The following is a 15,825-nucleotide window of genomic DNA, read 5'->3' on the forward strand; positions in this document are numbered from 1 at the left end:
CGAGACCGGTCGCATGGCGCGCTCGCTGGTGTTGTTGTCCGCTTCCAGCATCCCGTGCTCCAGGAATGTCGTCAACGCTGCCCAGTTGCTCATCGTGTAGCCGAAGGCCTGGCCCAGAGGCGACTTCGGCAGCAGCGTCGGCGCGTGATGGTCCAGCCAGCGCCGCATGTCCTGGAGCAGCGGAAGCGTTCTGGCTTGCCGCTGCCTGCATCGCTCATCGGGATCGTCGTCGCGTATCTCTTCCTCGATGCGGTACACCTCGCCGAAGAAGCGCATGGCCTCGTGTGCCAAGCCCGGGGACGTCCCGCGCGGTGCGTCCTTGACGATCTTCGCAAAGCGCCGCCTCGCATGCACCAGGCAGGCTGCGTGCGTGACGCCCGAGCGGAAGCTCTCGGCGTAGCCCGAGAAGTCATCGGCTTGCAGCAGCCCGCGCCAGGCGCCGAGAATGCGCCTTGGATGAGTGCCCGAGCGGTCGGTCGTGAAGTCGTACAGGGCTGCCGGCGCGATCTTCTGCCATCGACCCTCCTCGTTTGGCAGCCAGCCGCCCGAGAGATAGACCCACAGCCTGGCGGTGATGGTCCGCCCGCGTGGCGGACCATCGCGCGGGGCCTTCAACGCGAGCGTCGTGTCGTCGGTGAAGATCACCGGACTGGCCAGCACATGACGGTGCAGCGGCGCCATCAGGCGCTGCAGCAGTTCAGCCCCCGACAGCGCCCAGTCGCACAGCGTCTGGCGAGCGATGCGCGCACCGTGCCGCGCGAAGATGCGCTCCTGGCGGGCCAGGGGGCAATGGTCCTGGTACTTGGAGACCATCACCTGCGCGAGCAGGCCAGCGCCGGCGTTGCTCCTGGGCAGCGGCGAGGCCTGGGCCGACGCCGTGCGAACGGTGCTCATGCCGCGCTCGTCCTCGCAGCGGTACTTCATGCGCGCATGCTGGATCACCACGAGCCTGGCCGGCGTGTACTCCAGCATCTCGCTGAGTTCCTCGCCGATGCACTCCACGCGTCGGAACTGGGTCTTCTCCTGATCGCTCAGGTCGTGTTCGACGCGCTGTCGAGGAACATCGGCATCGATGGCCGGACGGCCGTTGCGGCGTCTCTTGTGGCCGGCGACATCACGATGCTCCTCGGGTGGCACAGGGACTTCGACCGTGTCCTGCCAGAGCTCGGGCTGCAAGGCCTGCAGCACTTCCGCGCGCGGGCCGAACAGGCGGCGCTTGAACTCGGCCAGTTGGGCTGCCAGCGAGGCCATCTGCGCATCGGCTTGGGCACGCACGGCAACGAGCGCCTGCGCGAACTCCACCACCAGATCCTTCAGCGGCTCCACCGCATCGGGCAGTGCAGCGCGGTCGATGGGGGTGGCCAGAAGCATGGGCCAATGATCGCAGCCCGCGCTCTTGCGGGCATTCGGTGAAGTGCCGATTGCCTCGCGGCAACGCTCCCACGCCGTCAGATCACGGCACTGGCCTCAACGCTTCTCAGTCGTCTTGTTCGGCTTAGGTCGATGCCTTCGAGCCACGCGATCAACTCGCTCATCGCGATGCCCGAGGTTGCCAGATGCGAGGGGTCCGTGAAGCGGCCCGCCTCGAGACGCTTGTAGAGGACCCAAAATCCGTGGCGATCCCACACGAGCAATTTCGCGCGGTCGCGGCGTCGCCCGATGAAGACGAAGACCTGGCCCGACAACGGGTTCATGCCCATCGCCGAGGCAACCATCTGCGACAGGCCGTCGATCGACTTCCTCATATCCACCGCCTCGCTGCAGACGTAGGCGCGGATCGCTGAGGACAGGATCACGCCAGCCTCGCCATCACGCGCTCGAGCACTCGATCGGCGGCCTTGCCGTTCAGGCGCAAGGTCATTCCACCCAACGAGATCTCCAGCGACTCGGCCTCTTGCGCGACTGACGCCGCCGCCTTGGGTGCCGCTGGTGCGCGCAGGGCAACGAAGGAGATCGGCTGCTTGGTTGTGGCAGTTGTCGCCGTCGTCCCTGTCGCGACAGCATTACCTCCGCGTCGTCGACCGCTGACGCGATGGCGGTATGTCGACAGCGCAAGCTCATGCGCCTCGCAATACTGCGGCACGCTCATCCCCGACTCAAGGCGCAGCCTCTCGTGCTCCTGCCAGAACGCGTCGCCGCGCTCCACCATCGTCTTGCCAGTGCGCCAGTCCACGCGATGCTTCCTTGCCCGTGCACCGCCATCCTTGTCCAGTTCCATCGTCAACATCCTCAATGTGAAGACGTCGACCTTCCTTCATCAAGGATCCATTCGCAAGAACGGGGACGCTCGGACATTTACGCATCACGAGCATGCCTTTCAAGGAAGGCGATCGCTTTCCGAAGGGCGCCACGCTGGTCGCCTTCGACTGCGCCCGCCTCGGTGCCGAACTCAATGCGGCACGTGCCGGCCAGAAGGCCGAAGCGCGCAATGCCGAAGTGCAGAACGCCCTGCTCGGCATGGAGGCCACGGGCCGCGCCGAAGCCGAGATCGCCGGCCTCAAGCAGAAGGAACGCGAAGCGCAGTCGCAAGTCATCGAGGCCCGCATGTCGGGCTGCAAGGTGGTCGCGCCTTTCGCTGGCCGTGTCGTGGAAACGATGGCCCGCGTGCATGAAGCACCGCAAGCCAACGACAAGCTGATGCGCGTCGTGAGCGACGGCCCGGTCGAGCTTCACATGGTGGTGCCGTCGAAGTGGTTGTCCTGGCTCAAGTCCGGCTCCGACTTCGCCTTCAAGGTCGATGAAACGGGTGATGTCGTGCAGGCCAGGGTGCAACGCATCTCGGGTGGCGTGGATGCGGTGAGCCAGACGGTCAAGGTGATTGCCGCGGTGCCGAAGGAGCCTGCGCAAGTCCTGCCCGGGATGAGCGGTCGCGCGACGCTCGGCGGCGCAGCCGCCACGGGTGCGGCGCCCATTGCCGCCGCGCCGGCTGTCGCTGTCGCACCTGTGGCGTCCGCCGTGCCGGTCGCAGCCGCTCCGGCCCCCGCTGCGGCCCCTGCGGCTGCCATGTCCAACAGCACGAAGGCCACCGCCGTCGCGCAATCCACGGCAGCGGTTCGCGCCCGCTGAAGACGTCATGACGAATACACAGAAGATCGAGCCGGCCGTGGCCGCCACGCCCGCCAAACCCTTGCTGCGGCCCCGCCTCGTGGTCCGTGAGAACCGCAGTGCCGAATCGCAACCGGCTGCGCAGAAGAGCGCGGCCATGAAGGCTCCCACGAGCCCCGCCGCGAGCCCGACCGCAGAAGCACCCAGGGCTGTTGCAGGCACCATCGCGCCGGCGCAAGCCAATGCCGCGATGAGCCCCAGCATCGCCCACCTGATCCGCATCGAAGGCGAACTGCGCCGCATCGCCACGCGTGAAGCGCTGTGGCAACACCTGGCCAACGAAGCCGTGGCGCTGCTGCCCTTCGGCCAGGCGCTGGTGCTCGAATCGCGCGAGTCGCTCGCGAAGGTCGCCCAGTCGAAGTACATGGCGAAGTTCAAGGCGCAGCCGCGCACCGAATCGGACGCCACGGCATGGGCCGTCGCCGCCGTCTCCGGCCTGGCCAAGGTCAACCGCGACGCGCCAATGCTGCGCTGGTACGAGAACCTCACCGCCACCCTGTGGCGCCAGGGTGAAGTCGCGCGCATGTCGCACATCTTCAGCCTGCCTTCGTATGCCGACCCTGCGGACCCCTGCACCGAAGAAGCGGCCCTGCGCCACATGCTGTGGGTGCCCCTGGTCGATGGCGAGCAAGCCATCCGGACCGGCTGGCTGCTGGCCCGCGACACCGAATGGGACGAGTCGCACCAGAAGCTGGCCGAGCGCCTGGCCCAGGCCTACGCACATGGCGCCAGCGCCATCGCCGGCCGCGCCAAGCCCGTGCGCAACTGGCGCCAGCATTACCGCAAGGCCGCCATCGGTTCGGCCGTGGCCGCGCTGCTGTTGGCCTTCGTGCCGGTGCCGCTGACGACGCTGGCCCCGGTCGAAGTCACGCCGCAGGATCCGTTCGTCGTGGCTGCACCGGTGGCCGGCGTGGTCGAGCGGATCCTGGTCGCCCCCGGCGCCCAGGTGAAGGAAGGCACACCGCTGGTCCAGCTCGTGGACACCACGCTGCGCAGCGAATTCGATGTCGCGACGCAAAAGCTGGAAGTCGCGCGCGCCAAGATGCTGCGCTTCCAGCAAGCCGCGGTGGACGACCAGAGCGCCAAGCGCGAACTCGCGGTGGCTCAGAGCGAAGAATCCGTGGCCAGCGCCGAACTCGAATTCGCCCGTGCGCAGTTCGACAAGTCGATCATCAAGGCCAGGGAAGCCGGCGTCGCCCTCTATGGCGATCCGCGCGACTGGGTCGGCCGCCCGGTGGCGGTGGGCGAAGCGATCATGCGCGTCGCCAACCCGAAGGAAGTCGAGTTCCAGATCAAGATGCCGGTGGCCGATGCGGTCAACCTGCGCGACGGCGCCGAAGCCAAGGTCTTCCTCGACGCTGCGCCCCTGTCGCCGATCAAGGCGACCGTGGTCCGCGCAGCCTACAAGGCCGAGGCCGATGCGGCCGGCGTGGCCAGCTTCACGGTCACGGCCCGCGGCACGGACCTCCAGGCACCGGCCGAACGCCTTGGCCTGCGCGGCACGGCCCGCGTCTATGGCGAGCCCGTCTCGCTGTTCTATTACCTGATGCGTCGCCCGCTGACGGCACTGCGCCAATGGACCGGAGTCTGATGCCATGGAACACGCAAACGCACTTCACGGTATGCAAGCCGGCATGCCACCCGGCCTGCAAGCCGCCGCGGCACAGAAGCCCAAGCTCGACGACCAGGTGCTGCCGCCGTTGCGGCAAGACCTGCGCCTGATCGAAGGCGGCGCCGGTGGCGCCAAGGCCGGCCATGAAGGACAGTGGAAGATCCACGACCCGATGGCCCAGCGCTTCTTCGAGATCGAACGCGATGCGGTCGACCTGCTGTCCTGCTGGGACGCGAGCACCGTCGGCGCGATGCGCGCGCAGGTGGTCGCCAACACCGGTCGCGAAGTCTCCGACGAGTCGATCGCCGCACTGCTGGAATTCCTGCAACGCCATGAGCTGGTGCGCCCCGCCGCCCAGCAGACCTTTGCGCGCGTGCGCCGCCAGGCCGAGGGCGCCAAGCGCTCCTTCGGCAACAAGCTGCTGCACAGCTACCTGTTCTTCAAGGTGCCTCTGGCTCGGCCCGACGCTTTCCTGCGCAAGACCCAGCATCTGGTGCGCGTGTGCTTCCAGCCGATGTTCTGGTACGTGCTGGCCGGCATGGGGCTCATCAGCCTCTACCTCGTCTCGCGCCAGTGGGACACCTTCCTGCACACTTTCCCCGACATGTTCTCGGTGGCCGGCGTGGCGACCTTCGGCATCAGCCTGGCGCTGGTCAAGACGCTGCATGAACTCGGCCATGGCTACGCGACGGTGCGCATGGGCTCACGCGTCACGACCATGGGTGTGGCCTTCGTCGTGATGACGCCGATCCTCTACACCGACACCACCGACGCGTGGCGCCTGCCGAACCGTCGGCAGCGCGTGCTGATCGATGCGGCCGGCATGGCAGTGGAACTGATCATCGCGGTGATCGCCACCTACCTCTGGATCTTCCTGCCCGAAGGCGCGCTGCGCCATGCGGCCTTCGCGCTGGCGACGACCAGCTGGATCATGAGCATCGCGGTCAACTGCAACCCGCTGATGCGCTTCGACGGCTACTACCTGTTCAGCGACCTGATCGGCGAGCCCAACCTGCAGGAGCGTGCGTTCGCGATGGGCCGCTGGTTCCTGCGCGAGCAACTGTTCGGCTACGGCGACGAGCAACCCGAGCCCGCGGAAGGCCGCCAACGCCTGCTGCTGATCGGCTTTGCGTATGCGACCTGGGTCTACCGCTTCTTCCTGTTCATGGGGATCGCATTCCTAGTCTATCACTTCTTCTTCAAGGTGCTCGGCATCTTCATGTTCGCTGTGGAAATGGGCTGGTTCATCGTGATGCCGATCTGGCGTGAAGTGCAGGTGTGGCTCAAGCGCCGCGCGGAAACGGGTGCGCGCGTGCGTGTCACCGCGGTGGTCACACTGGGCCTGGTGTTCGCCTTCCTCGTGCCCTTCCCGTACATGGTGCGCATTCCCGCCGTGCTGACGGCCGCCGAGCAGGCGCCTTCGTTCGCACCGCGCCCGGCGCGCATCGAGCAGATCCTGGTGAAGACCGGCGACCCGGTGAAGGCCGGACAGGTGATGATGAAACTCTCGGCGCCCGAGATCGAGCAACAGTTGCAAGCCGCCTTCGACCGCGCCGCGCTGCTGGAAGAACGCATGGGCCGCCGCGCCGCGGACTCGCGCGACCTCTCCGACAGCCTGGTGCTGGCGCGTGAACTGCGCCTGGAGCGCGACCGCATCGAAGGGCTGCAACGCGAGAAGGCACGCCTGGTCGTGCAGGCGCCGATGGACGGCGTCGTCATGGAAATCGCACCCGAGTTGCATTCGGGCCGGTGGATCAACGCGACGACCATGCTCGTGCTGGTCGGCAAGCCCGGCACGCTGGAAGCGCGCGGCTACATCGACTCGGAAGACCTGGAACGCATTCAGGACGGCGACAAGGGCACCTTCGTCGACGAGCACCATGTTGCCGCCACGCGTGACATCCAGGTCAAGCGCATCGGCGCCGCGGCCTCGGACACGCTGGACAACTGGCTGCTGGCTTCCACCTTCGGCGGCCCGATCGACGCGCGCGCTGAAGGCAAGAAAGCGCGCTCGGAGCATGCGATGTTCGAGATTGCTGCCTCGGTGAGCAATGCCGATGGTTCCGGACCGCGCACCGAGCTGCGCGGCGAGATGCATGTGCGCGGCGACTTCCAGAGCATGGCCTGGCGCGTGTTCAAGCGCGTGACGCACGTGCTGGTGCGTGAGGGCGCGGCGTAACGCCCGGCCCCCGCCTTTCCCGCTCGACATCAACGGCCACCGCTTCCGGTGGCCGTTTTCATTTTTCCGCTTGGGAAATTTTTGAAGTGTTTTGCAGGAGGTGTAGCCGCAAACACGCCGGATGTCGGAAATTTCCGGGGAGGCAAGGGGACTGAACCCGCAGCCACTGGGCGGGTGTTTCGGTATATTCAGGGTTAACCCTTAAGGGTGTTGGCGCAAAGTGATTTGCGAATTCGAAGCGGCTTTCAGGAGCCGCCGTCGAGGCACCTCCCGAATGCGACTGTGGAGTTTCAAGCGTAGTAAGAGAGCAGCGGCTGATTGGGGATTTCCAGAAGGAAATCGGGTTGTTTTGAATTGAATCGAACGGAAGAAATTGAATTCGACGAAATCTGCGTCGCAATTCATTTCCAGCAGATTCAATTGCCCTCAACGAACGGAGTCCCCATGTTCAAGCGCTATTCGAACCGCCAATCCTCTTCCACCACGCCGGCCCGCAAGCCCGTCCCGAAGATCCGGTTGCAGGCACTCGAATCGCGCGTTTTGCTGGATGCGGCCGCAGCCGCCACCGTCGAGGCGATGGCCGACCAGGGCCATGCCCCGGTCGATGCGCAACCCGATGCTTCCAATGCCGAACTCATGCAGGCGCTGGCCCATGCCAACACGCACCTGGCGCCCGTCGATTCCGGCGATGCCCATCCCGCCGATTCCGCCGACACCGCTGCCCACGCGGCCAACGTCTATTTCATCGATCACTCCCTCGCCGACGTCGACACCCTGGTCAAGGACCTGGGACCGAACGCCGAGATCCACTTCATCGAGCCCGGCCAGGACGGCGTTCAGCTCATCGCCGACACGCTCGCCGGTCGCAGCGACATCGGCGCCATCCACCTCGTGAGCCACGGCGGCGAGGGCCAGCTGCACCTGGGCAGCGCCACGCTCACCCTGGAGAGCATGCAGGGCGAGTACCGCGACGAACTGGCTGCCATCGGCCGCAGCCTCTCCGCCGACGGCGACATCCTCATCTACGGCTGCGACTTTGCTGAAGGCACGGAAGGCCAGCACGCGAGCGAACTGCTCGCCAGCATCACCGGCGCCGACGTCGCCGCATCGACCGATGCCACCGGCGCCGCGGGCCTGGGCGGCAACTGGACGCTGGAAAGCCACACCGGCGCCGTCGAAGCCCGCGCCATCGAGGCGCGCGACTGGAACCACCTGATGGCCGCGCCCACGCTGACGCTGGACGCCAACGGCTCCTCGGGCGGCACGGGCGGCAACTACCGCATCACCTCCGGTCCGGGCGGCTCGGAGCCGACGCACCTGGCCGACGTGGATGCGCTCGTCTCCGATGCCGACAACGACATCCAGTCGCTCACGCTCTCGCTCGGCGGCTTCGCCAACGGCGCGAAGGAAAGCATCACTTTCGGCAGCGGCAACGCCATGCAGTTCGTGCGCATGGACGGCGTGGCGCACGACCCGATGAAAGTGACGGTCGGCGGCACGCAGTTCGACATCCAGTACAACGGCTCCGCCATCACCGTCTCGCGCAGCGGTGGCGGCAACATCAGTGCGGCCGAACTCAACAGCCTGCTGCGCACGGTCGGCTACCTCAACGACGCGACCACCGCGAGCGTGGTCACCGGCAACCGCACCGTGGGCTTCACGGTGAGCGATGGCGCCAGCACTTCGGCCGCCCGCTTCACCACCGTCAACGTGGTTGCGCAACAGCGCTTCGACGACCAGGGCAATGCCTACGTCGTCATCGCCAACACCGCGCCGGTGGTCGGCAGCGACGGCAACACCTACGCGGCCAACCGTTCCAGCCAGCTGGTGACCATCGCCTTCGGCGACGCTGAACTGCAACGCTCCGAATGGTCGGCCGGCATCAACGTCAACGCGATGGGCTTCAACACGGCCGATGGCTTTTCCTACGGCATCAGCGGCAGCAACGTCGTGCGCATCGGCGGCGACGGCTCGATGGTCATCCTCGGCACGGTCGACGGCACCGGCGCGCCCGCATCCTTCGCGGCCGGCGGCTTCACTTCGGGCGACTTCGGCCCGGACGGCCTGCTCTATGTCTACAGCAGCAGCTATCGCACCCTGCAAGCCATCAACGTGCAGACGATGAAGTGGGACCATTCGGTCGACTTCACCGTGCCGACGGCCGGCGCCAACATCGCCGACATCGCCTACAACGCCAAGGACGACAAGTTCTACGGCGTGCTGCCCGCGGCCTCCGGCGGCGGCCTGCTGAGCATCGACCGGACCACGGGCGCGACCCGAGTCATCGGCGCCACCGGCGTCGGTCCGACCGTGGCCTTCGGCGGCATGTTCTCCGACGTCACCGGCAACATCTACGGCTTTGCGAACAGCACCGGACAGGTCTACAAGTTCGACGTGAACACTGGCGCGGGAACGGCGCTGCCGAACTCGTCCGTGGGTATCGTCACCGGCGCGGACGGCTTTTCGAGCCGCGAGTTGCGACTCGTCAACACCGATCCCGTGGCACACGACGACGGGGTCTATCCGGTCACCGTCGACGGCGACGGCGGCTACAGCTTCGACCCGGTCGTGGACTACCACGGCCCTGTGCCCGGCATCACCTACACGGTCGATGATGGCAACGGTGGCACCGCCACTGGCAAGCTCACGATCGTCGTGACGCCGGTCAACGATGCGCCCGTTGCTGTGGACGACACGTTCTCCACGAAGGAAGACACCGCACTGGTGCTGGACCTCGTCGGCAACGACAAGGATGTGGACGGCGACACGCTGCGCGTGGCGTCGATCAATGGCACGGATCTGACCTCGGGCACAGCTCAAGTCATCGATGTGCCGAACGGCAAGGTCAATGTGGCTGCCGACGGCACGATCACCTTCGCGCCGAACCAGGACTACAAGGGCCCGGTGAGCTTCGACTACGAAGTCACCGACCCGTCAGGTGCCCGCGACACGGGCAGCGTCAGCATCACCGTGACCCCGGTGAACGACGCCCCGGTCAAGAGTGGCGACACCCTGGGTGAGCTGACCTTGTCGGTCAAGTCGGTCAACGATGCCCCGGTGACCGGTGACGACACGGTCACGACCGACGAAGACAAGCCTGTCGTGCTGGACCTGCTGGCCAACGACCGCGATGCCGACGGCGACGCGCTGAAGATCACCTCGATCAACGGCACCGCCGTGACGGGTGGCGCGCAGACCATCGACGTGCCGAACGGCAAGGTCAGCATTGCTGCCGACGGCACGATGACCTTCACGCCCAATCGCGACTACAACGGCCCGGTGAGCTTCGCCTATGTGGTCGAAGACACGTCCGGTGCCAAGGGCACGGGCACGGTGAACGTCTCGGTGGCCTCGGTCAATGACGCGCCTGTCATCAAGGGCCCGGCCCAGCCGGGCAACCCGGGTGCGGGCAAGCCAGGCACCCCCGACCAGGGCAAGCCCGGTGAATCCGGCAACGGGACCGACATCGTCACCGAAGACACGCCCCTGGTGGTGCAGCCCGCCGAGGGCCTGCTGAGCAACGTCGTCGATCCCGACGGCGACACGCTGGCCATCAAGGACTTCACGGTCGATGGCGTCAAGGGTCCGATCCTGGCCGGCCGGCCGGCCGACATCCCCGGCGTGGGCGTACTCGTCATCAACGCTGATGGCGGCTATACCTTCACCCCGGCGCCGGACTACAACGGCCCGGTGCCCATGGCCCACTACACGGTGGCTGATGGCCACGGCGGCGAAGTGACTGGCGAGCTGGCCTTGACGGTCAAAGCGGTCAATGACGAACCGGTTGCCAACGACGACGCAGCCACGACCGATGAAGACAAGCCCGTCGTGCTCGACCTGCTCGGCAACGACAACGACCTGGACGGCGATGCCCTGCGCATCAGCTCGATCAATGGCACGGCGCTCACCGGCGGCGTGCAGGACATCGCCGTGCCCCATGGCATGGTCCACATCGCGGCAGACGGCACGATCAGCTTCATGCCGGCACCCGACTACAACGGCCCGGTCCGCATCGCATACGTGGTGGCCGATTCGTCAGGCGGCACGGGCACTGGTACCGTCCGCATCGATGTGGCCGCGGTGAACGACGCGCCGGCGGTGATCGGCGAAACGGTGCCGGGCACGAACGATCGCCCGATCGTTGTCGGTCCGGAAGGCGGCCTGCTGACCAACGACGGTGACCTGGACGGCGACTCGCTGACCATCAAGAGCTTCACGGTTTCCGGCGTGGAAGGCCCGATCGATGCTGGCAAGCCGGTCGAGATCCCCGGTGTCGGCTCCTTGAACATCAACGCCGACGGCAGCTACAGCTTCACACCGGACCGCCACTATTCGGGCACCCTGGTGATCAGCTACACCGTGAGCGACGGCAAGGGTGGCTTGGTCACTGCGGCCCTGACGCTCGACATACGCCAGGCCAACGACACATACCACGACGACTATCCCTTCGTGTTCGAACCCTCTGACGATCTGTTCGGTCGCCACGAAAGCGAACGGCGCCCGGTCGTGGACGCAGTCGGCCCGCGCACTGGCACGCCCCTCGTGCATGCCGAGGGCGCGGTGCTCGACGCCATCAATGGGTTGCAGGGCCTGGGTGGCACGCAGGACCTGAGCGCACGCGGCGCGGTGCTGCAAGCAGTCAATGGCGTGGCGTCGCTGCATGGCAGCTCGCTGGACAGCGCGCATCGCGTGCTGGGTGCGGAGCAGGGCAGCCAGGTCGTCGGCCACGTCGCCAGCGACAACGCGCTGCACGCGCAAGTCGAGGCGATGGCTGGCGTTGACGTGGAAACGCGCTCGATGACTTCGCTGCGCGTCGATTCGGACGTGCACCTGGCGCTGTACTCACGCGGCCAGCAAACCTGGATCGACGTGAGCGACCAGGCGGCACCCGCCCAGTCGACCATCACGAAGATCAGCGCCACGCTGGCCGACGGCAAGGCGTTGCCGAGCTGGATCCGCGTGGATGGCCACGGCCACATCGCGATCGAGCGCCCGGTCGGCGCGGACCTGCAGACCCTGCAGATCACCGTCACGCGCAAGAACGGCGACACCCGCACGCACGTGATCGAGATCGACAGCAACGCCGGCGAGATGCGCCAGATCGGCAAGAGCACGGAGCAGAAGGCAACCGGCAAGGACAAGGCCGCTAAGGACAACAAGACGGCCGCCTCGCTCTTCTCCGCGCAACTGGCGAGCGCCAGCCACCAGGCCACCCGCACGGTCGATGCCGACCTCCTGGCCGCGCTGGGCTGATCGGAACCCACAACAAGAAGCAAGACTGCTGAAGTAAAGACCGGACCACCCGGCCCTGACCCGCCCATCGCACGCCCCACGGCCGCGCGACGGGCGGGTATTTTTTTGCCCCGAAAGTACGCCCAGGCCAGCGCCCGATAATCGATCGATGCTCTTCCTGCTGTCCCCCGCCAAGTCGCTCGATTACGAAACCCCGGTTCCCGCCAGCCTTCCCGCCACGCAACCGGTGTTCGAGGGCGCGAAGGGCCCCTCCGACGAACTGATCGCGCTGATGCGCAAGAAGTCCCCGCAGCAGATCGCCGAGCTGATGCACCTGTCGGACAACCTGTCCGCGCTCAATTTCGCGCGCTATGCCGCCTGGTCCAGCAAGTCCACCGCGAAGAACGCGAAACAGGCCGCGCTGGCCTTCGACGGCGACGTCTACGGCGGCCTCGATGCCAAGACCCTCAAGCCGAAGCAACTCGAATGGGCGCAGGAGCACGTCGTCATCCTCAGCGGCCTCTACGGCGTGCTCCGCCCGCTCGACCGGCTGCAGCCGTACCGCCTGGAAATGGGCACGCCGTTGGCCAACCGACACGGGCACAATCTCTACGACTTCTGGGGCACGCGCATCTCGGAGTACCTCAACGAGCGCGCCGCTGCGGATCGCACGCCGGTGGTCATCAACCTGGCGTCCAACGAATACTTTCGTGCGGTCGATCGCAAGGCGCTGAAGGCGCGCATCGTCGAATGCGTGTTCGAGGAGTGGAAGGGAGACCGTTACAAGGTCATCAGTTTCTTCGCCAAGCGTGCGCGCGGCCTCATGGCGCGCTGGGCGATCCTGCACAAGGCCGCGACGCCGAAGGCCCTCGAGAAGTTCGATCTCGAAGGTTACTCGTTTGACGCCAGCGCATCGAAGCCCGATCGCCTGGTCTTTCGGAGGAAAACGCAATGAGCAATGGGCAAACCATCAGCCCGGAGTTGCGCCAATGGATGGTGGCGCAACTGGCGGCTGGCCATTCGATCCCGGCCCTGCGCATCTCGATGCGCGAGGCCGGCTGGCACGACGACGTGGCCGATGCGGCGCTGTCTGAACTCGGACCTCTGGCGCCGATTGGCGCGGCCGCGGCGCCGGAGCCCCCGCGTGCGATGCCCGGTCCGGACCTCACCAATTCGCCGCTCGAAATCGAGGCCGACGGCCGCATGATCAAGGTGCTGCAGACCATGCAGAACCCGCGCGTGGTCGTGTTCGGCAACCTGCTCACGGACGAGGAATGCGAAGGCCTGATCGCCGCCGCACGTGTGCGCCTGGCGCGCTCGCTCACCGTCGAGACCAAGACCGGCGGCGAGGTGCTCAACGTCGACCGCACCAGCGACGGCATGTTCTTCGAGCGTGGCGAGAACGAGATCGTCAAGTCGCTGGAATCGCGCCTGGCCGCATTGCTGCACTGGCCCATCGAATTCGGCGAAGGCCTGCAGATCCTGCGCTATGCGCCGGGGGCCCAATACCGCCCGCACTACGACTACTTCGACCCCGTCGAGCCCGGCACGCCCACCATCCTCAAGCGCGGCGGCCAGCGCGTCGCCACGCTGGTGATGTACCTGCAGTCGCCGGAGCAGGGCGGCGCCACCACCTTCCCCGATGTCGGGCTGGAAGTCGGTCCGGTGCGCGGCACCGGCGTCTTCTTCAGCTACGACCGTCCCCACCCGGCCACCAAGACGCTGCACGGCGGCGCCCCTGTCCTTGCAGGAGAGAAATGGGTGGCCACCAAATGGTTGCGTGAAAGAGAGTTCAAATGAAAGTGAAAGCGAACGGCCTGCAGATCGAGGTCGACGACAGCGGCGCCGACGGCAGCCAGAACGAGCGGCCGGTGGTGCTGCTCATCATGGGCCTGGGCATGCAGCTCATCGGCTGGCCCGACTATTTCGTGCGGCCGCTGGTCGATGCGGGCTTCCGGGTGATTCGCCATGACAACCGCGACATCGGACTGAGCCAGGGCTTCGAGCATGCGGGCCAGCGCAGCGTCGTGTGGCAGAGCATCCGCCAGCGCATCGGCCTGCGCGTGCAGTCGGCCTATACGCTGCAGGACATGGCCGACGATGCGCTCGGCGTGCTCGATGCGTTGGGCGTGCAGCAGGCCCACATCATCGGTGCGTCGATGGGCGGCATGATCGCGCAGCGCGTCGCGGCCACCGCGCCGCAGCGTGTGCTGAGTCTCACCAGCATCATGAGTTCCAGCGGCGCGCGCGGACTGCCCGGGCCGCGCCCCGAGGTGGCGCGCGGCCTGTTCAACCGGCCCACCAGTCGCGACGAGGACGCGCTGGTCGACTTCAGCGTCAAGTTCGTGAACCTGATCGGCAGCCCGGCCTACCCCAATGACCCGACTGCATTGGCCACGCGTGTGCGCACCGGCATCCGGCGCGCCTATCGCCCGGACGGCCTGGTGCGCCAGATGCTCGCCATCGGCGCTGACAGCCAGCGGCCCACCGTGCTCGCCAAGATCAAGAGCCCGACCCTGGTCGTGCACGGTGACGCCGACAAGCTGGTGCCGATCGAGTGCGGCCACGACACCGCCCGGCGCATCCCGGGAGCGCGCTTCGTCTCCGTGCCGGGGATGGGGCACGACCTGTCGCCGCAGCTGTCGGACATCCTGATGCGGCACATCATTCCGTTCCTGCGGGAGCCGGGGAAGGCGGCATGAGCGACGCCGGGACGCCCTGCGCCTGGACGCCCGCAGGCGCTCGCACCGCAGCGCGAAGCGCGGAGGTTGGAGGATGACCTTGCTGAACACGCCGCAGCAATCGCAACTCGGCAAAAACTCCGCCTACATCGATCAGTACGACGCCAGCCTGCTGTTCCCCATCGCACGCGCGACACAGCGCGAAGCCATGGGCATCAGGGACGGCGCGTTGCCCTTCTTCGGCGCCGACCTCTGGACCGGCTTCGAGCTGAGCTGGCTCAATCCGCGCGGCAAGCCGCAACTGGCCATCGTGCATTTCACGATCCCCTGCGAGACGGCCAACATCATCGAGAGCAAGTCCTTCAAGCTCTACCTCAACAGCTTCAACAGCACCGTGTTCGCGAGCCCTGACGCGGTGCGCGACCGCCTGCGCGCCGACCTGTCCGAAGCCACATGGCGAGGCAGCGAGCGCACAGGAACCATTGGCGTGCGGCTGGTGCTGCCCGATGCCTTCGACCAGGAGCCGGTGCATGAACTCGACGGCCTCAACCTCGACCGGCTCGAGATCGAATGCACGCACTACCAGCCCGCGCCCGAACTGCTGAGTGCCGACCAGGACGAAGTGCATGTCAACGAAACACTGACAAGCCGCCTGCTCAAGAGCAACTGCCTCGTCACCGGCCAGCCCGACTGGGGCAGCGTACAAATTCGCTACAGCGGCGCCCCCATCGACCAGGCCGGGCTGCTGGCGTACATCGTCAGTTTTCGCAATCACAACGAATTCCACGAGCCTTGCGCCGAGCGCATCTTCAATGACATCTGGCAGCGCTGCAAACCGAGCAAGCTGGCGGTGCATGCGCGCTACACCCGGCGCGGCGGCCTGGACATCAACCCCTTTCGCACCAGCTGGCCACAGGCCCTGCCGGCCAACATCCGCACGGCGCGACAGTAGGCACGCTCCTACAGCCGCGCGGCGCCGCTGGGACCATACTTACCGCTTCGATAAATTTCGCTTG

General features: G+C 66.6%; 11 protein-coding genes. 8 read left to right on the top strand and 3 right to left on the bottom strand.

The window, feature by feature from the left end; all coding sequences use genetic code 11:
* From tnpC to WKW82_RS24065, 3 genes are all read right to left on the bottom strand, one after another.
* Positions 1-1,371: IS66 family transposase (gene tnpC, locus WKW82_RS24055; protein WP_340344868.1), on the bottom strand; the 1,371-nt coding region annotated here is incomplete at its 3' end.
* A 77-nt stretch (positions 1,372-1,448) separates the two neighbouring features.
* Complete coding sequence (gene tnpB / locus WKW82_RS24060) at positions 1,449-1,796, bottom strand: IS66 family insertion sequence element accessory protein TnpB (RefSeq protein WP_340344869.1); 348 nt, start codon at positions 1,794-1,796, stop codon at positions 1,449-1,451.
* Positions 1,793-2,218 (bottom strand): hypothetical protein, encoded by a 426-nt coding sequence (locus WKW82_RS24065; RefSeq protein ID WP_340344870.1) that lies wholly within the window; start codon positions 2,216-2,218, stop codon positions 1,793-1,795. The genes tnpB and WKW82_RS24065 overlap by 4 nt, the downstream gene beginning before the upstream one ends.
* Positions 2,219-2,310: 92 nt before the next feature.
* Here WKW82_RS24065 and WKW82_RS24070 point away from each other — a divergent pair, with 92 nt between their 5' ends.
* The 8 genes from WKW82_RS24070 (at position 2,311) to queF (ending at position 15,761) form a co-directional block, all read left to right on the top strand.
* Positions 2,311-3,066 carry an efflux RND transporter periplasmic adaptor subunit gene (locus WKW82_RS24070; RefSeq protein ID WP_340344871.1) on the top strand — a complete coding sequence of 252 codons (756 nt, stop codon included), beginning with the start codon at positions 2,311-2,313 and terminating at the stop codon, positions 3,064-3,066.
* A 7-nt stretch (positions 3,067-3,073) separates the two neighbouring features.
* Complete coding sequence (locus WKW82_RS24075; protein ID WP_340344872.1) at positions 3,074-4,696, top strand: efflux RND transporter periplasmic adaptor subunit; 1,623 nt, start codon at positions 3,074-3,076, stop codon at positions 4,694-4,696.
* A gap of 4 nt (positions 4,697-4,700) precedes the next feature.
* Positions 4,701-6,896, top strand: a complete 2,196-nt coding sequence (locus tag WKW82_RS24080; protein WP_340344873.1) for a site-2 protease family protein — start codon at positions 4,701-4,703, stop codon at positions 6,894-6,896.
* 444 nt (positions 6,897-7,340) lie between these two features.
* Positions 7,341-12,149, top strand: coding sequence for a cadherin-like domain-containing protein (locus WKW82_RS24085; RefSeq protein ID WP_340344874.1), 4,809 nt, complete (start codon positions 7,341-7,343; stop codon positions 12,147-12,149).
* Positions 12,150-12,297: 148 nt separating this feature from the next.
* Positions 12,298-13,083: a peroxide stress protein YaaA gene (yaaA, locus tag WKW82_RS24090; RefSeq protein WP_340344875.1), complete on the top strand. Its 786-nt coding sequence runs from the start codon at positions 12,298-12,300 to the stop codon at positions 13,081-13,083.
* A complete protein-coding gene (locus WKW82_RS24095; protein WP_340344876.1) occupies positions 13,080-13,928 on the top strand; it encodes a 2OG-Fe(II) oxygenase in 849 nt (282 codons plus the stop codon). Before yaaA ends, WKW82_RS24095 begins: the two co-directional genes overlap by 4 nt.
* Positions 13,925-14,830 (top strand): alpha/beta fold hydrolase, encoded by a 906-nt coding sequence (locus tag WKW82_RS24100; protein ID WP_340344877.1) that lies wholly within the window; start codon positions 13,925-13,927, stop codon positions 14,828-14,830. The genes WKW82_RS24095 and WKW82_RS24100 overlap by 4 nt, the downstream gene beginning before the upstream one ends.
* Positions 14,831-14,912: 82 nt before the next feature.
* Positions 14,913-15,761: an NADPH-dependent 7-cyano-7-deazaguanine reductase QueF gene (gene queF, locus WKW82_RS24105; RefSeq protein WP_340345188.1), complete on the top strand. Its 849-nt coding sequence runs from the start codon at positions 14,913-14,915 to the stop codon at positions 15,759-15,761.
* Positions 15,762-15,825: the final 64 nt, after the last annotated feature.

This window comes from Variovorax rhizosphaerae (assembly GCF_037889975.1).
In the GTDB taxonomy this organism is placed as follows: Bacteria; Pseudomonadota; Gammaproteobacteria; order Burkholderiales; family Burkholderiaceae_C; genus Variovorax; species Variovorax rhizosphaerae.